Raw genomic sequence first — 17,431 nt, 5'->3', positions numbered from 1 at the left:
CAGGTGAACCGGCTTGTCGGCGAGCAGCGTCTCGCGGCAGGGCAGGGGGGAGGGGCCGGGGTGGCGCCTGAGCTCCTCCTGGCTGATGCCCAGCCTGTCGTCCAAGGTGCGCAGCCAGGTGCGGTTGGCGATGGTCGCGAGTCGCTCCAGCTTCTCCGGTGCCATCCACTCCCCACCCAGATTGCATTCGGCGACGAAGGCGAACTCCTCGTCCAGGGCGTGCCAGCGCGGGCCGGCCTCCTCCTCGGCCGCCTGCCGCTCCGATGCCGGCAGCCGGGCCGCCAGCGCGTCGATATGGGCGTCGCGCTTGAGCACCTCGAAGCGGGTGCGGATCTCGTGGATCCTGTCGTAGATGGTCTCCAGCTTGGTGGCCTTGTCCACCACGAACTCCGGGGTGGTGACCTTGCCGCAGTCGTGCAGCCAGCTCGCGATATGGATGGCCTCCCACTCCTCGTCGTCGAGGCGAAAGTCCTTGAAGGGGCCTTGCTGCTGATCGCAGGCGGCCTGTGTCAGCATCCGGGTCAGCTCGGGCACGCGCTGGCAGTGGCCGCCGGTATAGGGGCTCTTGGCGTCGATGGCTCCCGCGATCAGTTCGATGAAGGCCTCCAGCAGCTGCTTCTGCTCCTCCAGCAGGCGCTGGTTTTCGATGGCGGAGGCCGACATGCCGGCCAGCGCCTCGATGAGGCTGATGCGCGATGCCAGCTCCCGGGGGGCACAGTCCGGCAGCACCAGCAACAGGCAGCCGATCAGCTCCTGGCGATGGTTGTACAGGGGCTCGGCCAGCAGTTGGCGTGGGCCGGGGAAGGGACCCCAGTCGGCGAGGTAGCGGGACCACTGCTCCTCATCGAGGGGCAGGCTGAGGCGATCCGTGTGGTAGAGTCCGCCGAGCAGCGCCGTCTGCCAGTGCACCCGTTCACAGGCCAGCGGCTGCGACTGCCAGATGGCCTGCACGGCCTGCATCTGTTTCTCCTTCGCCAGGTAGAGACAACCCCCTTCTGCCTGGGCCGCCGCCACCGTCTCGTGCAGGATGCGGTTGAGCAGGGAGTCGAAGCGGTGTTCGGCCGTCAGTGCCCGCCCCATGTTCATGAAGTTGCCCAGGGTCAGGCGCATGCTGGACATGGCGCGGGCCAGGTCGTCTATCTCCCGGATCGCCGAGTCCGGGCCCTCGCTCTCGCCGAAGTCGAAATGCTGGATCCGCTCGGCCTCCTGGGTCAGTGCCAGCAGGGGGGTGGCCGTGCGCCGCGCCGCCAGCCAGATGACGGGCAGCAGCAGGAGCAAGCCGGCACATGCCCAGGCCAGGTTGCGCAGGGCATCCTGACGGGCCGGCGCGGTCAGCACCTCCACCGGCACCAGCAGGGCGAGGTAGAAGGGAGATCCCTCCCCGAGGGCCGAGAGGTTGACGAGCCAGTCGGAGCCATTGCCATCGTTCAGCGTCAGCTCGGCGGGCTGGTGCAGCAGGGTGGGCTGGGTGGCCATCTCCTGTTGCAGCTTGGTGAGGATCGGGTGCTGGAGCGCCGACAGCATGGGCAGGCGGCTCAGCTGGTCGAAGCTGGGCAACCGCTCGGGATCCGTTGCCAGCAGGGTGCCGGCCTCGTCGAACAGCACCAGCTGGCTGTGGCTGGGAAGAGGCAGCTCACCGATGAGGGAGGAGAGCCCCTCCACGCCGGCGTCCAGCCCGATCACCGCCCGGCGATCATCGCTCTCCACCGCCAGCGTCATGCCCGGCTCCCGGGTGGTGAAGAAGAGATAGGGATGGGTCACTATGATGCCGGTGCTCCAGCGTGCCTGCTTGTACCAGCCGCGGTCGCGGGGATCGAAACGGTAGTCCGGCATGGGACGCCGCTCCAGCAGCCGCTGCCGCTGGTCAAAATAGAGAAACTCCCCCCGGCCCTGGCTCAGGCTCTGGACCAGCAGGCGGCTCTCGGGCGGCGGGTTGTCCAGCGCCCCCTTTGCCCGCTCGGTCAGCTTGCGCACCAGGAAGAAGTCGCCGTTCTCGTAACCGGCATAAATGGCGCCATAGCTGGCGCTGTTTGCCAGCACTTCGGCCAGTTGGGGCAGATAGGCGAGCCGCTCCTCCAGGCTGGTCATGGCGGCCAGCTGGCCGCTGCGCAGGAGGCTCAGTGACATGTGCGCCGGGCGCTGGTTCAGCTTGAAGGCGAGCGCCAGCTGCTCCCGGTAGTGCTGGAAGCTCTGTCGTTCGTGCTCCAGCCCCTGCCGCATGCCCTGCTGGAACTGCAGCACGATGAGGGCCCCTCCCAGCAGGGAGAAGAGCAGAATGAAGAGGGTGGCAATGTGTACGTAAAAGGGTTTTCGACTGAGGCGTGCTGTTGTCATGGACCTGTCCTTGTCCCGGCGATCGCCGTGATGATCTCCTGAGAGTGTGCTCGCAGGATGACAAAAAGCATAGGGCCTGATCGGGTGGTGTGTGAGGACGGCGTGCATCCTGAGTCTGAGATTCGGACGGGAGAGGGTGCCCAGTCCGGCACACTCCTGTGGTCACGTGATTCATTCAGATATCTCGTGCTACATTGCTCCACTGGCAAATGGCCTGTGAATCAATGGAGTGTCCCATGTCTGTCGTTCCCTATTCCGTGCTGGATCTGGTGCCCGTGCCCGAAGGCGCCTTGCCGGCCGAGTCGTTCCGCCATTCGCTGGATCTGGCCCGCCATGCGGAGCGCTGGGGCTATCACCGCTACTGGCTGGCGGAGCATCACAACATGCCGGGGATCGCCAGCGCCGCCACCGCCGTGCTCATCGGCCACCTGGCCGGCGGCACCAACACCCTGCGGCTCGGGGCGGGCGGCATCATGCTGCCAAACCACTCGCCGCTGGTCATCGCCGAGCAGTTCGGCACGCTATGTTCCCTCTATCCGGATCGGATCGATCTCGGGCTGGGGCGGGCCCCCGGCACCGATCAGCGCACCATGCAGGCGCTGCGCCGCCAGCGCAGCGGCGAGGTGGACGATTTTCCGGCGGATGTGCGCGAGTTGATGGGCTACTTTGGGGACAAGATTGGCGCCGTGCAGGCGGTGCCCGGTCAGGGGCTGCACGTGCCGATCTGGCTGCTGGGCTCCAGCCTCTATAGCGCCCAGCTGGCGGCGGCCATGGGGCTGCCGTTCGGCTTCGCCTCCCACTTCGCGCCCGGCTTGCTGCTGCAGGCGCTGGAGCTCTACCGCACCCAGTACCGCCCCTCGGCGCGCTGGCCCAGGCCTTATGCCGTGGTCTGCGTCAACCTGATCGCCGCCGACAGCGATCGGGAGGCGCGCTTCCTGTTCACCACCTTGCAGCAGCAGTTCCTGCGGCTCTATCGCGGCGATGCCGGCAAGCTGCCGCTGCCGGTGCAGGATCTGGGGGAGGAGTGGTCTGCCCGCGAGCTGATGGCCATGGAGCAGACCCTGGCCCGCTCCCTGGTGGGGGATCCGGATCGGGTGCGCCACGGTCTCAAGGCCCTGCTGGCCGAGACCGGTGCCGACGAGCTGATGTTCAACGGCCCCATCGTCGATCACCAGGCGAGGCTGCGCTCGTTCGAGCTCGGCGCCGAGCTGATGCAGAGCCTCTGAACCAAACGGCGGGATGATATATAAGCCATTGGTTTAAAACGATAGTCAGATTGCTGTCAGGCCTCTGTCGTGTCGCCTGTTGCCACTCGACCCTATGCTGGCCCTGTCCAATATCACGAGGAGCCGATGATGATAGTCAGGAAATTGAGATTGCAGCGGGGCTGGTCACAGGAGCAGTTGGCCGCCTTTACCGGCCTGAGCGTTCGCACCATTCAGCGGATCGAGCAGGGGCAGCAACCCGGACTGGAATCCCTCAAGGCCCTGGCCTCCGTCTTTGAGCTCGATGTGACTCAACTGCAGGAGAGCGAGATGAAAGGGAATGAGACAGAGGGTGGGGTGGACCTGGCCAGGGATGAGCGGGAGGCGATGAAGTTTGTCGAGGGGCTCAAGGGCTTCTACGGCCACCTCATCAGCTATGTGCTGGTGATGACGGGCCTGTTCGTCATCAACTACCTGAGCAACCCGGACCATATCTGGGCCTGATGGCCCATGCTGGGTTGGGGCCTGGGGCTGATGTCCCACGCCATCAACCTGTTCCAGCCGTTCAGGCTGCTCGGGCCGGAATGGGAGCGACGTCAGGTGGAGAAACGGCTGGGGCGCAGGCTGTGAGGTGTTTCTCTATCCCATAAAGAGCGGGCCCGGCAATGCCGGGCCCGTTTTATTTCCCATCCCTGTTCCTTGCCTCACTTGGCATAGGCGGGGCAGGGGGTCGCTGCTAGGTCGTCATGTTCACTTGGCGTAGGCCGGGCAGGGGGTCGCTATCAGGGCGTCATCCTCGTAGCGCCACATCGTGAGGCTGTTGCCCCAGACGCAGCCGGTGTCCAGCCCCTTGATGTCGTCCTTGCCGGTCTTGCCCATCAGCGCCGCCCAGTGGCCGAACACCAGTATGGGGTCGTCGTCGTGGTGCTCGCGCTGCTCGAACCAGGGGCGCAGGCCTGGTGTGGACTCCTTGGGGCCCTTCTTGCACTTGAAGTCGAGCCGGCCATCGAAGTAGCAGAACCGCATGCGGGTGAAGCTGTTGATGATGTAACGGTAACGCTCTATCCCCACCAGACTGTCGTTCCAGCTGTCCGGCAGATCGCCATACATGTTGTGCAGCAGCCAGCTGTACTGATCCCCGCGCAGCAGGGTTTCTACTTCCCGGGCACAGCTGCGGGCGGTGTGGGCATCCCAGGCGGGGGAGAGGCCGGCGTGGATCATCATGATGGGCAGATCCGGGTGCTCCGCCAGCAGCGGGCGGTGGCGCAGCCATTCCAGCAGATCTTCCCGATCCGGCGCCTCCATCAGCTCCTGCAGCTTGTCCTTCTTCTTGAGCGGGGCGACCCCGTGGACGACCGCCAGCAGGTGCAGGTCATGGTTGCCGAGCACGGTCACGGCCTGCTGTCCCAGTGATTTGACGAAACGCAGGGTGTTGAGAGAGTCCGGTCCGCGGGCGACGAGATCGCCGCACAGCCAGAGTGTGTCGTTATCGAAGTCGAACTCGGCAAGATCCAGCAGACGGCGCAAATCGTCGTAGCAGCCCTGGATATCACCGACGAAACAGTTCGCCATGAAACCTCAGTTGATAATGTTGGGAACGGCCAGCGTGAAGGGGGCTATGGGGGCCTCGAATCGTTGCCCCGATTCATCCTGCAGGATATAGCTGCCTTCCATCACGCCGAGCGGAGTGGCGAGGGGGACGCCACTCTGGTAGGTGAAGGTCTCGCCGGGGGCGATCAGGGGTTGTTCACCGACGACCCCGGGCCCCTCTACTTCCTGCATCTTGCCATTGGCATCCGTGATGAGCCAGCGTCGATGCAGCAGTTGCACGGTCCCCGGCCCCAGATTCTCTATCTCGATGAGGTAGAGAAAATGGTAGGGATCCTGGGTGCCCGCCACATAGCTGGGGTGCGGGCGAACCACTATCCGGGGGGTGGCCATGGGATCAGGCCTGCTGCTGATCGGCCAGCCAGTTGGCGATCGTGACGAACTGCTCGAGGGAGAGGTTCTCCGGGCGCAGGTTGCCATCGATCCCGAGCTCGGTCAGCTGGGCGTCGGTGATGAAGTTGGCGAAGCTGTTGCGAATGGTCTTGCGACGCTGGCCGAAGCCCTCGGTGCAGACCCGGTTCAGGCAGCGGATGTCCTTGGCGACGATGGTCGGGTTCTTGTGCGGCACCAGGCGCACCACGGCGGAGTCCACCTTGGGGGCCGGCTTGAAGGCGCCCGGGCCGACTTCCAGCACAGGGATCACCTGGCAGTAGTACTGGGTCATCACGCTCAGACGGCCATAGGCCTTGCTGCCGGGACCTGCGGCCAGACGCAGCACCACTTCCTTTTGCAGCATGAAGTGCATGTCTTCGACCCGATCGGCGAACTCGCACAGGTGGAAGATGAGCGGGGTGGAGATGTTGTAGGGCAGGTTGCCGAAGATGCGAAGCGGCCCCTTGCCTTCTCCCATCAGGGTCGCGAAGTCGAAGCGCATGGCGTCGGCCTCGATCACAGTTAATTTGTCTTTAAGAGTGGGATGCTCGCGCAGGCGCGCCGCCAGATCCCGGTCCAGCTCGACCACCGTCATCTTGTCCATCTGGGCGGCGACCGGCTCGGTCAGCGCCGCCAGACCCGGCCCGATCTCCACCAGGTTCTGGCCCGGCTGCGGGTTGATGGCGGCCACTATCTGGTCGATCACGTAACGGTCGTGCAAGAAGTTCTGACCGAAACGCTTACGGGCCGTGTGGCCCATGTGCACCTTACTGCTCATATCTTTTTTTCTCTACCATCTGGATGGCGTGGTTGATCGCGGTGATCAGGCTACCGGAATCGGCGAGGCCCTTGCCTGCCAGATCCAGCGCGGTGCCGTGATCCACCGAGGTACGGATGAAGGGAAGTCCGAGGGTGATGTTGACCGAGTTGCCAAAGCCCTTGTATTTGAGCACGGGCAACCCCTGGTCGTGGTACATGGCGAGTACCGCATCCGCATCCTTGAGGTATTTGTCCTGGAACAGGGTATCGGCGGGCAGCGGACCGACCAGATCGATCCCCTCCTGGCGCAGGCCGGCCAGGGCGGGTTCGATCACGTCGATCTCCTCCCGGCCGAGATGGCCCCCTTCCCCGGCGTGGGGATTGAGGCCGCAGACGTAGATCCGGGGGTGTTCTATGCCGAACTTGCCCTTGAGATCCGCATCCAGGATGCGGATCACCTTGCCGAGGCGCTCCTCTGTGATGGCCATGGCCACGTAGGCCAGCGGGATATGGGTGGTCGCGAGCGCCACCCGCAACCCTTCGGTGGCCAGCAGCATCACCACGTCGGCGGTGTCGGACTGCTGGGCGAAGAATTCGGTGTGGCCGCTGAACGACACCCCTGCCTGGTTGATGATCCCCTTGTGCACCGGCCCGGTCACCACGGCGGCAAACTCGCCGCTCAGGTTGCCGTCGCAGGCGCGCTGCAGGGTGGCCAGCACATAGGCGCCGTTGCCCTCGTTCAGCTCACCCGGCACCACGGGGGCACCGAGGGAAACCGGACAGACCGTCAGGGTGCCCGCCCGCTGCGGGCGGGCAGGGGCGCAGGGATCGTAGGGTTCCAGCTCGATGGCGAGCCCCAGCAATCCGGCCCGCTCGCGCAGCAGGGCCGGGTCGGCGATCACCACCAGCTGGTGGGGCCACGCCCGCTGGGCGATGTGCAGCACCAGATCCGGGCCTATGCCCGCCGGTTCACCCGGGGTGATGGCAAGACGATGGCAGTTCATCAGTTCGGTTCTATCTGGATGTAGGCTTCGTCGCGCAGTTCATCCAGCCAGGCCTGGGACTCTTCGGTGAAGCGGCGGTTGAAGATGAGCTGGTAGGCGCGCTGCTCCTGGGCCTTGCCGGTGGCGTCCTGGCTGCGACGATCCTCGAGCTGCACTATGTGCCAGCCGTGGGTGGTGCGGAAGGGTTCGCTGATCTGGCCGGGTTGCAGGCGATTGACCATGTCGCGGAACTCCGGCACATAGACGTTGGGATCGGACCAGCCCAGTTCGCCGCCCTGCACCGCGGAGCCCGGATCCTCGGAGTACTTCTCCGCCATGCTGGCGAAGCTGGCCTTGCCGCTCTTGATGTCGTGCAGTATGCCGTCCAGGGTGCCCTTGGCCTTCTCCTCGCTCAGGATGATGGAGGGCTTGATCAGGATGTGGCGCGCCTTCACCTCGGTCTGCATCACCTGCTGCTGACCCTTGGTGTCGAAGATCTTGACGATGTGCAGACCGGCGCCGGAGCGCAGCGGGCCGACGATGTCGCCCTTCTTGGCGCCCTGTACCGCCTCCGCCATGAGGGTGGGCATCTCCTGCTGGCTCATCCAGCCCCAGTCACCCCCTTCCAGGGCCTTGGGACCGTTACTCTCGGCGATGGCCAGCTTGCGGAAGTCCGCCCCCTCTTTCAGGGCGGCCAGGATGCGTTCGATCTTGGCCTTGGCGGCGTTGAGCTGCTCGGCGCTCGGGTTGTCCGGCAGGGCAACCTGGATGTGGCCGATGTGGTACTCGGTCTGCTGCTGGCCCTGCTTGCCCAGCGCCTCGACCACCTGCTTCACCTCCTGCTCGGAGATGTTGATGCGGCGGCGCACCTGGCTGCGGCGCACCTCGTTCATCAGGATCTCGCGGCGTACCTCTTCCCGGTACTGGGCATAGGTCAGCCCCTCCCGTTCGAGCTGGGCACGCAGCTGCTCCAGGGTCATCTTGTTGTCGGCGGCGATGCTCTGGATAGCCTGCTCCAGCTGGGTGTCACTGATCTTGAGCCCCTGGCGCTCCGCCAGTTGCAGTTGCAGGCTCTCCTGGATCAGGCGATCCAGCGCCTGCTTGCGCAGGGTGACGTCATCGGGCAGGGACTGGCCGCTCTCCTGGGCGGAGGCCTTCACCTTCTGCACCAGGGCCTCCTGCTGACTGGCCAGCACCACGTCCTTGTTGACCACGGCCAGCACCTTGTCCACCAGCTCGGGCGCGGCGAGGGCGCCCTGGCTCATGACACCGAACAGGCCTGCGGTCAGCAGGGAAATCAACGTCTTCTTCATATCCATCTCTCAAGGCGTTTGCCAGACCCGTTACTGGTCTCGCAGGTTAAACGGACGAATGTAAGGCAGTGCTTCGGTGTCCAGGGACGTGCCCTTGGAGCCGGTACCCACGCTACCCAATCCTTTCATTTCAAATTGAATGCCGAGGCTGCGCTCGGACGTCGGGGCCATGTTCACGTTGTCTGGCGTATTGACCCACTCCAGGTTGAAGTTGATGCTCCAGCAGCAGGAGTCGTACTTCAGGCCCACCTTGCGGTCCACTTTGACGTTCTGGTCGAGCTCCTGATAGTAGCCTCCGTAGAGATGCCACTGGTTGTTCAGCGGCGTGGTCAGCAGCAGGCCTATCTGGTTGAGATCCGTCACCTGGCCCTTGTGGTCCAGGTCGTAGTTGGCGTCCCGCACGAAGCGGTGGTTCAACTGGCTGATCAGCTTCTCGTGGCGATATTCCAGGGCGCTGTTGGCGGAGCTTATCTGGCGCTGCTCCACATCATATTGCGCCCCGGCATGGGCATACCACTGCTCGTTGATCTTGGCGTCCCCCTCGAACGACAGCGGCGAGCGGGTATTGGTGCTCAGCTCGTCGCTGCTGTAGAGCTTGACCCTGGGGGCCACGAAGTCGAAGGCTTGGGCAACGGCCAGCCGGATTCGTTCATCCCCGGCCGGATCATAGATGCGGGTGGTGACCCCCACTGAGAGCCGGTTGGAGTCGCTGATCCGGTCAAGACCGGCGTAGCGGCGATCGCTGAACAGGCTGTAGTAGTCCTGGCGCATGGTGGTGGAGTCATAGACGCCTATGTTGTCCTGATCCTTGTAGGGCACATAGAGGTACTGGAACTCCGGCTCCAGGGTCTGGTTGGCCCCTTCCCCGAACCACTGCTGGTCGCGCTCGAAGGTCATGCCGCCCTTGAGGCGGAACGAGGGCAGCACCCGGGTGATGACGCCTTCTTCCAGGGTGACGTCTCCCCCTTCTCGCGGGGTAAAGCGGTTTGTGAAGGTGCTGCTCATGTTGTCAGGCACCGTCTGATCGTAACGGGTGTACATCAGCTTGTACTGGCTGTCGAGGAAGTAACCGGCTTCGTCCACCAGGGGGATGGTCAGGGTCGGGGCCGTGTAGAAGCGGGTGCCGGTGTAGGCCTCCCCCTTGTTCTGCTCGACGGCCTGGTCGTTGTTGTAACCGAAGTTGGTGAGCTCTGTGTTCCAGGCCAGATCGTACCAGTTGCCCTGCTGGTAGTAGTTGTGGTTGATGCGTGGCATCAGCTCGTGGGGCTGCTGGGCGCTGGCCAGCAGGATCTGGTAGGTCCGCACCTCGGCGTTGAGGTTCCAGTTCTGCTGGAAGTAGCCGGCCTTCAGGGACTGCTGCAGCTGGTTGTCGACCTGGGTCCCCACCTTGGGGGAGAAGTCGTTGAAGTAGTTGTAATCCTGATCTCGCACCTTGGTGTAGTCCACCGACACCTGCAGGGCGTTGTCCAGGAACCTGGAGGTGTGGCGGGCGTTCAGCAGGTAGCGGTGCCCATCGGACAGGTAGTCGTTGAGGCTGTCCGTCTCGTCGTACTGCTTGTCGTCCGCGAGGTTCTCGAAGTAGAGGCTGCCGGTATGGGCCGGATCCGGCATGTAGCGGAACTCGACCTGTTCCATCAGGCCCCGTCTGTCCATGAAGCGGGAGGTGATGGTGGCATCGTAGTTCGGCGCTATGTTCCAGTAGAACGGCTGGGTGATGTCCATGCCGTTCTTGGAGCTCTGGGTATAGCCGGGGTAGAGCAGACCGGTCTTGCGCTCGTCCTTGATGGGGAAGTTGATGTAGGGGAAATAGAAGACCGGGTAGTCATAGAGCCAGAGGCTGGCATTCCAGGCTTCCCCGAACACCTCCGACTGGTCGATGTCGATGCTGCCTGCCTTCAGGGTCCAGGCTTCCTGACCCGGCGGGCAGGTGGTGTACTGGGCGCCCTCCAGGGTGATGTTCTGGTTGTTGTTGGTCATGGTCACCTTCTCGGCGAAGCCGCGTACCGGTGAGCCATGAACCTGATACTTGCCCTCCTCCAGTTCGGAGTTCTTGGTGTCCAGGTTGGACTTGAGGGTCTTGTCGCTGGTGACCGTGATCTGGCCGTCGTTGTAATAGATGTTGCCGATGGCGATGACATCCCGGCTCTTCTGGTCCAGCTGGGCATAATCGGAGTCGAATTTGCGCACGCCCTGCCGCACCTTGACGTCACCCTCGTAGACGGCAGTCTCGCCCTGCTTGGCTTCCAGGCGATCGGCATCCACCTCGACGGGCAGGGCGTTGGCGTCCTCGTTTGCGCTGGGTTTCTCTATCTTGGGCACATAGTCATAGCAGAGGCTGTCGAGGATCCCGGTGGCGGGTGGCGCATTGAGTGGCGCTGCCTGGACCATGAGCGGACTCAGGGCAGGAACAAGGCTGATGGTCAGGGCGATGGGACAGGAGTACCCCAGTGTCCATTTTGTCATGTGAAAGGCTCGCGCAATCCGTAGTAAAAACGGTTGATTCAGGGCATGCATTTTATGTCAGGATCCATCGAGTTGACATTGCATGTCATTGCTTTATGTTAGCCGGCAATGATAAAGCATTATTGCGGCCAGGGCTAACAGCCAAGTGCTGCTTTCCAATTTGGTTCCCGACTCATGCACGATCGCGCTTCCCTGCTTTTGCAATGGGCACGCCGGATTTCCGGTGACGCCAACCTCCCGTTGACCCTCATTTCCGGTGACGCCAGTTTTCGCCGCTACTTCCGTGGTGGCGGTCTGGTGTGGGTGGATGCTAATCCGAAAACCGAAAAAAATCATGAATTCGTTCGCAATGCGGCCGCCCTGCATGCCGTTGGGCTGCTGGCGCCCGAGGTGAGGGTGGTGGACTACGAGCAGGGGCTGCTGGCGGTGACGGATCTCGGGGATACCCAGCTCATCGGCTGCCTGAACGATGACAACGTGCTGGCCTGGTACGGCAAGGCCATCGCCCTGCTGCCGAGACTGGGGGCGGTCGCGCTGGCGCTCGAGCCCTTCGATGAGGCCTTCATGGCGCGGGAGAACGCCATCTTCCCCGAGTGGCTGCTGGGCCACCACCTGCAGTTGACGCTGAGCGCCCAGGAAGAGCAACTGCTGGCGGAGACCTTCGCCTGCCTCACCGCGAACAACCTGGCCCAGCCCCAGGGGGTGATGCACCGGGACTTCCACAGCCGCAACCTGATGGTGTGTGGTGGGCAGACCCCGGGCGAGAGCGAACTCGCCATCATCGACTTCCAGGACATGGTCACGGGGCCGCTCAGCTACGACCTGGTCTCCCTGCTGAAAGACTGCTACGTGCGCTGGCCTGACGAGGTCATCGAGCAGGGCATGAGTCATGGCTTCGAGGTGCTGAGCCAGGCGGGGCTGCTCGGCGGGCTCGACTATGCCAGCTTCCGCCGCCACGCCGACCTCACCGGCATGCAGCGCCACCTCAAGGCGGCGGGGATCTTCACCCGCCTCTGCCATCGCGACGGCAAAGCCGGCTACCTCAAGGACATCCCCCGTACCCTGGGCTATGTGGTGGATGTCTGCCACACCCATGGCGCGACCTACCCGGTGCTGGCCCGCTTTGGCCAGTGGCTGGAGCAGGTGGTACTGCCCGGGCTGGCCCGCACCGGAGTGGCGTCATGAAGGCGATGATCCTGGCCGCCGGTCGCGGCGAGCGGATGCGCCCGCTCACCGACAGCCTGCCCAAGCCGCTGCTGGCGGTGGGGGGCAAGCCGCTCATCGTGCACCACATCGAGAAGCTCAAGAGCGCCGGGGTAAGCGAGCTCGTCATCAACCACGCCTGGCTCGGCCACAAGCTGGTGGAAGCCCTCGGCGATGGCAGTCAGTACGGCGTGGCTATCCGCTGGTCGGCAGAGGAGAGCGCGCTCGAGACCGCAGGCGGCATAGTGCAGGCGCTGCCGTTGCTCGGCAGCGACCCCTTCCTGGTGATCAACGGCGACACCTGGATAGATGCCGACTATGCCACCCTGGTGCGCCAGCCCCTGGGGGAGGATCTGGCCCACCTCTGGCTGGTGCCCAATCCACCCCAGCACCCGCAGGGGGACTTCTCCTTGCAAGGGGGGAGAGTGCTGGACGCACCTGCCCTCACCTTCAGCGGCGTGGGCCTCTACCACCCCTCTGCCTTTGCCGGCCTCCCCTCTGGCGCCCGCAAGCTGGCGCCCCTGCTACGCGACTGGATGGCGCAAGGCCGGGTCGGCGGCAGCCTGCTCGCCGGCGAGTGGCGCGACATCGGCACCGTGGAGCGGCTGCGCGCGCTGGATGAGCAACTGCTTGCCGGCACTCACTAACATCACGAGGTCTTGAACCATGCGTATTTGGGGTAAGGTGCTTGGCGCCTTCTTCGGTTTTCTGCTCGGCAACATCTTCGGTGCCCTGCTCGGCCTCTGGATAGGCCACCGTTTCGATCGGGGCATGGGCATGAGTTTCCGCCGCGCCCCCAGCCAGCAGCAACAGGCGGTCTTCTTCCACGCCACTTTCGCCGTCATGGGCCACATCGCCAAGGCGAGCGGCCAGGTCACGGAGCACGAGATCCGGGTCGCCTCCAACCTGATGGACAGGATGCGCCTTTCTGGCGAGCAGCGGGTGCGGGCCCAGGAGTCCTTCCGTCAGGGCAAGGAGAGCGACTTCCCGCTGCGGGACACCCTGGCGGAGTTTCGCCAGGCGAGCCAGGGGCAGCGGGACATCCTGCGCTTCTTCCTCGAGGTGCAGCTGCAGGCAGCCTTTGCCGATGGCAAGGTGGAGGCCAACGAGCGCGCCATCCTGCAGACCATCGCCGACGAGCTGGGTTTCAGCCGCATCGAGCTGGCGCGGATCCTGGCGATGGCCGAGGCCCAGATGAACTTCTTCCATCGCCAGCAGCAGGGCGGCGGGCAGGGGCAGCAATACCGGCAGGAGCCCCCTTCCCGGGACCGCCTCAAGGACGCCTACCAGCTGCTGGGGGTGAGCGAGAGCGACAGCGATCAGGAGATCAAGCGCGCCTATCGCAAGGAGATGAGCAAGCACCACCCGGACAAGCTGGCCGCCAAGGGGCTGCCGCCGGAGATGATGGAGATGGCCAAGGAGAAGGCCCAGGAGATCCAGCAGGCCTGGGAATGGATCCGCGAGGCCCGCGGCATCCGTTGAGTCCTCGCCGACTCCAGTCCATAAAAAAATGCCCGTCGATGACGGGCATTTTTGTCTGCGCGGGTCGGGATCAGTGGCTGTCGACCCAGACGAACTTGAGCACGAACAGCAGGGCGACCACCAGCACGCAGGGGTTGATCTCGCGCCAGCGGCCGGTGCCCGCCTTCATCACGCAGTAGGAGATGAAGCCCACGGCGATCCCCTCGGTGATGGAGAAGCTGAACGGCATCATGACGGCGGTCATGAAGGCCGGCACCGCCTCGGTCAGGTCTTCCCACTTCACCCGGGTCAGCTCGGAGCACATCAGCACGCCCACGTAGATAAGGGCGCCGGCGGCGGCGTAGGCCGGCACCATGGCGGCGACCGGGGAGAAAAAGATGGCCAGCAGGAACAGCACGCCGACCACGATGGCGGTCAGACCGGTCCGACCGCCCACGGCGACGCCTGAGCTGCTCTCGATGTAAGCCGTGACAGATGAGGTGCCCATAAAGGCGCCGCCGACGGAGCTCACGCTGTCCACCACCAGGGCCTGCTTCATGCGCGGGAAGTGGCCCCTGTCATCGGCCAGCTTGGCGCGGTTGGTAACGCCGATCAGGGTGCCGGAAGAGTCGAACAGGTTGACCAGCATAAAGGAGAAGATGATCCCGGCGAGGCTGATGTCCAGTGACCCCATCAGATCCAGCTGGCCGAAGACGGGGGCAATGCTGGGCGGCACCGAGACGAACCCCTTGAAGGTGACATCCCCGAACAGCCAGCCCAGCGCCGTGGTGACCACGATGGCGATCAGCACGGCGGAGTGGACGCCGCGGGCGGAGAAGATGCAGATCAGGAAGAAGCCGAGCAGCCCCAGCAGGCAGGGCAGGGAGGTGAGGTCCCCCACGGTCACCATGGTCGCGGGGCTTGCGACCACGATACCGGCATTGTGCAGGCCGAGCAGGGCGATCAGCAGGCCGATGCCGGCGGTGATGCCGACCCGCAGGGTGAGCGGTATGTTGGCGATGAGCCAGTAGCGCACCCGCAGCAGGGTGAGGATCAAGAGCCCCAGGGCGCCCCAGAAGATGGTGCCCATGCCGACCTGCCAGGAGTAGCCCATGCCGGCCACCACCACGAAGGCGAAGAAGGCGTTCAGGCCCATGGCGGGTGCCAGGGCGATGGGCAGATTAGCCAGCAGGCCCATCAGGATGCTGCCGATGCCGGCGATGAGGCAGGTGGTGACGAACACGGCCTGGGTGTCCATGCCCGCGGCAGAGAGGATCTGCGGGTTGACGAACACGATATAGACCATGGTCAGGAAGGTGGTGATGCCGGCGATGACCTCGGTGCGGGCCGTGGTGCCGTGGCCTTTCAGGGCAAACAGACGCTCGAGCAATCCTTGCCCGGCAGCCGGGCTGGCGGTCTGCCCGGTAGCGTGATGTGGTTGATTCATGTTGGATTCCAATGGGTAACGTGAAATAAGCAGCAGGGGGCCGCACCCATCCATGCGGGGTGAAGGGCCCTGTCTCTGGCGATGAAGTGACCAGACTCGTCCTGATACCGTGACAGCGCGCACATTTTCACACAGGCGGCGGCGTTTACAAACCCCGGATCTGCGAGGCGGATCAATGAATAGAGCAAAAATTCAAACGTTTGCCCTTGGAGGGGTAAAAACGGGGTTCGATAGAACCTTCTCTGTGGGGGCCATCAACGGCTCTTCAGGTAGCGCTCGATAAGCTGGCTCAGCACGGCATCGCTCTGCTCCAGCAAGGGAGCCAGACTCGCGCCCATGCGCTGCAGCAACAGACCGGCTTGCGCCTCGCTCAACTTGCGCCCCTCGATGAGGAACTCCTGCTCCGGCAACTGCTTGTCGTGGCGGGGGAGCAGCACCCAGCTGACCCGCCCGGGTTCGATGGCGGCAAAGACCCGGCTGGCCGCGGTGCAGAAGGTGTCGATGTGCTGCTTGCCATCCGGACCCAGACAGCCGGGTTCGATCCGGATCTGGATGGTGAGTCTGGTCGTGGTGGGTTGGGTCATGGTTCTATGCTGCCAGGGTAGGGAGGGGAATTGTAAGCCGGAGGCGATAAAAAGGGGAGCCCGGGCTCCCCTTGTCCGCACATGCAGCTCGCTTGTCGCAATGGACGCGGTGCGGCGGGCCGCACCAATCGTTCCCTTTACTTGGCGATGCGCTTGTACTTGGCGCGGCGCGGCTGGACGGCCTCGGCGCCATAGGTCTTCTTCTTCCACTCTTCGTATTCGGTGAAGTTGCCCTCGAAGAACTCGATCTTGCCCTCGTCCTGGTAGTCCAGGATGTGGGTGGCGATGCGGTCGAGGAACCAGCGGTCGTGGGAGATGACCATGGCACAGCCGGGGAACTCCAGCAGGGCGTTCTCCAGGGCGCGCAGGGTTTCGATGTCCAGATCGTTGGTCGGTTCGTCCAGCAGCAGCACGTTGCCGCCGGTCTGCAGCAACTTGGCCAGGTGCAGACGGCCGCGCTCGCCACCGGAGAGCTCGCCAACCCGCTTCTGCTGGTCGGAACCCTTGAAGTTGAAGCGGCCGATATAGGCGCGGCTCGGGAACTCGTAGTTGCCGATGCGCAGGATATCCTGGCCGTCGGCGACTTCCTCGAACACCGTCTTCTTGTCGTTCATCTGGTCGCGGAACTGATCCACCGAGGCCAGCACCACGGTGTCACCCAGGGTGATGGAACCGGAGTCCGGCTGCTCCTGACCCGACATCATGCGGAACAGGGTCGATTTACCGGCACCGTTCGGGCCAATGATGCCGACGATGGCGCCCTTCGGAATGGAGAAGGAGAGATCGTCGATCAGCTGGCGGTCGCCATAGGACTTGCAGAGGTTGGCCACCTCGACCACCTTGTCGCCGAGGCGGGGTCCGGGCGGAATGAACAGCTCGTTGGTCTCGTTGCGCTTCTGGTAGTCGTTGGTGTTGAGCTCCTCGAAGCGCGCCATACGGGCCTTGGACTTGGCCTGACGGCCCTTGGGGTTCTGGCGAACCCACTCCAGCTCCTTCTCGATGGACTTGCGACGGGCCGCTTCGGAGCTGGCTTCCTGCGCCAGACGGGCGTCTTTTTGCTCCAGCCAGGAGGAATAGTTGCCTTCCCAGGGGATGCCCTCGCCACGGTCCAGCTCCAGGATCCAGCCCGCCACGTTGTCGAGGAAGTAGCGGTCGTGGGTGATGGCCACGACAGTGCCCTCGTAGTCGTGCAGGAAGCGCTCCAGCCAGGCCACGGATTCCGCATCCAGGTGGTTGGTCGGTTCGTCCAGCANNTCGAGGCGCGCCATGGCGCGTTTCACCTCGCCCACCGCCTCTTCGACCGCCTCGCGCACCGTCTGCTCCGGATCCAGCTTGGGCTCCTGGGGCAGGTAGCCGATCTTGATGCCGGGCTGCGGGCGGGCTTCCCCTTCGATCTCGGTGTCGATCCCGGCCATGATGCGCAGTAGGGTGGATTTACCGGCGCCGTTCAGACCCAGCACGCCTATCTTGGCGCCCGGGAAGAAGGAGAGGGAGATGTTCTTGAGAATATGACGCTTGGGCGGCACTACCTTGCCGACCCTGTTCATGGTGTAAATAAATTGAGCCATTGGCTAATTCTCTTCCTTTTCAGCAGTTTAATGTCGTGACATTAACAGACTGATGTCGTGGTGGGGCCGGGTCGACGGGCCGTCAACCCGGTTCCAAAAAACCCGTCGATTGTAAACCAATGGGGAGGGGG

14 protein-coding genes and 1 pseudogene are annotated in these 17,431 nt (G+C 64.0%); 5 read left to right on the top strand and 10 right to left on the bottom strand.

Annotated elements, in window-relative coordinates; translation table 11 throughout:
- Nucleotides 1-2,334, bottom strand: a 2,334-nt coding sequence (locus tag BN1132_RS01040) for a HAMP domain-containing protein (protein ID WP_042074244.1), incomplete at its 3' end; no start/stop codon positions are given.
- A 236-nt stretch (nucleotides 2,335-2,570) separates the two neighbouring features.
- Here BN1132_RS01040 and BN1132_RS01035 point away from each other — a divergent pair.
- Both BN1132_RS01035 and BN1132_RS01030 read left to right on the top strand, forming a co-directional pair.
- Nucleotides 2,571-3,560: a luciferase-like monooxygenase gene (locus BN1132_RS01035; protein ID WP_042074243.1), complete on the top strand. Its 990-nt coding sequence runs from the start codon at nucleotides 2,571-2,573 to the stop codon at nucleotides 3,558-3,560.
- A 129-nt stretch (nucleotides 3,561-3,689) separates the two neighbouring features.
- Nucleotides 3,690-4,169: pseudogene (locus tag BN1132_RS01030) on the top strand (2TM domain-containing protein).
- A gap of 120 nt (nucleotides 4,170-4,289) precedes the next feature.
- Here BN1132_RS01030 and BN1132_RS01025 read toward each other — a convergent pair.
- From BN1132_RS01025 to lptD, 6 genes are read right to left on the bottom strand one after another with little or no spacing between them, the layout of a single operon-like run.
- Entirely contained in the window at nucleotides 4,290-5,111 is an 822-nt protein-coding gene (locus BN1132_RS01025) for a symmetrical bis(5'-nucleosyl)-tetraphosphatase (RefSeq protein WP_042074242.1), read from the bottom strand.
- Between the two features lie 6 nt (nucleotides 5,112-5,117).
- On the bottom strand, nucleotides 5,118-5,480 hold the full coding sequence (gene apaG / locus BN1132_RS01020) for a Co2+/Mg2+ efflux protein ApaG (protein WP_042074240.1): 363 nt from the start codon (nucleotides 5,478-5,480) through the stop codon (nucleotides 5,118-5,120).
- A 4-nt stretch (nucleotides 5,481-5,484) separates the two neighbouring features.
- On the bottom strand, nucleotides 5,485-6,297 hold the full coding sequence (gene rsmA / locus BN1132_RS01015; RefSeq protein WP_042074239.1) for a 16S rRNA (adenine(1518)-N(6)/adenine(1519)-N(6))-dimethyltransferase RsmA: 813 nt from the start codon (nucleotides 6,295-6,297) through the stop codon (nucleotides 5,485-5,487).
- Nucleotides 6,287-7,282: a 4-hydroxythreonine-4-phosphate dehydrogenase PdxA gene (gene pdxA, locus BN1132_RS01010; protein ID WP_042074238.1), complete on the bottom strand. Its 996-nt coding sequence runs from the start codon at nucleotides 7,280-7,282 to the stop codon at nucleotides 6,287-6,289. Before pdxA ends, rsmA begins: the two co-directional genes overlap by 11 nt.
- Complete coding sequence (gene surA, locus BN1132_RS01005) at nucleotides 7,282-8,574, bottom strand: peptidylprolyl isomerase SurA (protein WP_042074237.1); 1,293 nt, start codon at nucleotides 8,572-8,574, stop codon at nucleotides 7,282-7,284. Before surA ends, pdxA begins: the two co-directional genes overlap by 1 nt.
- Before the next feature lie 30 nt (nucleotides 8,575-8,604).
- Entirely contained in the window at nucleotides 8,605-11,037 is a 2,433-nt protein-coding gene (gene lptD / locus BN1132_RS01000) for an LPS assembly protein LptD (RefSeq protein WP_042074236.1), read from the bottom strand.
- Nucleotides 11,038-11,211: 174 nt separating this feature from the next.
- On the opposite strand from lptD, the gene BN1132_RS00995 reads away from it, so the two are divergent.
- Genes BN1132_RS00995 through djlA form a run of 3 tightly spaced genes read left to right on the top strand, consistent with a single transcriptional unit; the run spans nucleotide 11,212 to nucleotide 13,722 of the window.
- Complete coding sequence (locus BN1132_RS00995; protein WP_042074234.1) at nucleotides 11,212-12,222, top strand: aminoglycoside phosphotransferase family protein; 1,011 nt, start codon at nucleotides 11,212-11,214, stop codon at nucleotides 12,220-12,222.
- The gene (gene murU / locus BN1132_RS00990; RefSeq protein ID WP_042074233.1) at nucleotides 12,219-12,887 is read left to right on the top strand and encodes an N-acetylmuramate alpha-1-phosphate uridylyltransferase MurU; all 669 of its coding nucleotides are present in this window, start codon (nucleotides 12,219-12,221) and stop codon (nucleotides 12,885-12,887) included. The genes BN1132_RS00995 and murU overlap by 4 nt, the downstream gene beginning before the upstream one ends.
- Nucleotides 12,888-12,906: 19 nt before the next feature.
- Nucleotides 12,907-13,722: a co-chaperone DjlA gene (gene djlA / locus BN1132_RS00985; RefSeq protein WP_042074232.1), complete on the top strand. Its 816-nt coding sequence runs from the start codon at nucleotides 12,907-12,909 to the stop codon at nucleotides 13,720-13,722.
- A gap of 70 nt (nucleotides 13,723-13,792) precedes the next feature.
- Here the strand turns inward: djlA and BN1132_RS00980 are convergent, their stop codons facing one another.
- The 3 genes from BN1132_RS00980 to ettA all read right to left on the bottom strand — a co-directional run bounded on the left by BN1132_RS00980 (nucleotide 13,793) and on the right by ettA (nucleotide 17,300).
- Complete coding sequence (locus BN1132_RS00980; protein ID WP_042074230.1) at nucleotides 13,793-15,148, bottom strand: NCS2 family permease; 1,356 nt, start codon at nucleotides 15,146-15,148, stop codon at nucleotides 13,793-13,795.
- 254 nt (nucleotides 15,149-15,402) lie between these two features.
- Nucleotides 15,403-15,732: a hypothetical protein gene (locus BN1132_RS00975; protein ID WP_042074228.1), complete on the bottom strand. Its 330-nt coding sequence runs from the start codon at nucleotides 15,730-15,732 to the stop codon at nucleotides 15,403-15,405.
- Between the two features lie 137 nt (nucleotides 15,733-15,869).
- Entirely contained in the window at nucleotides 15,870-17,300 is a 1,431-nt protein-coding gene (gene ettA / locus BN1132_RS00970) for an energy-dependent translational throttle protein EttA (RefSeq protein WP_042074227.1), read from the bottom strand.
- Nucleotides 17,301-17,431: the final 131 nt, after the last annotated feature.

It is taken from the genome of Aeromonas sanarellii (assembly GCF_000820085.1).
Classification (GTDB): domain Bacteria; phylum Pseudomonadota; class Gammaproteobacteria; order Enterobacterales; family Aeromonadaceae; genus Aeromonas; species Aeromonas sanarellii.
Note: the sequence above shows the minus strand (reverse complement) of the source record. Positions and strands in the feature narration are given on the sequence as shown.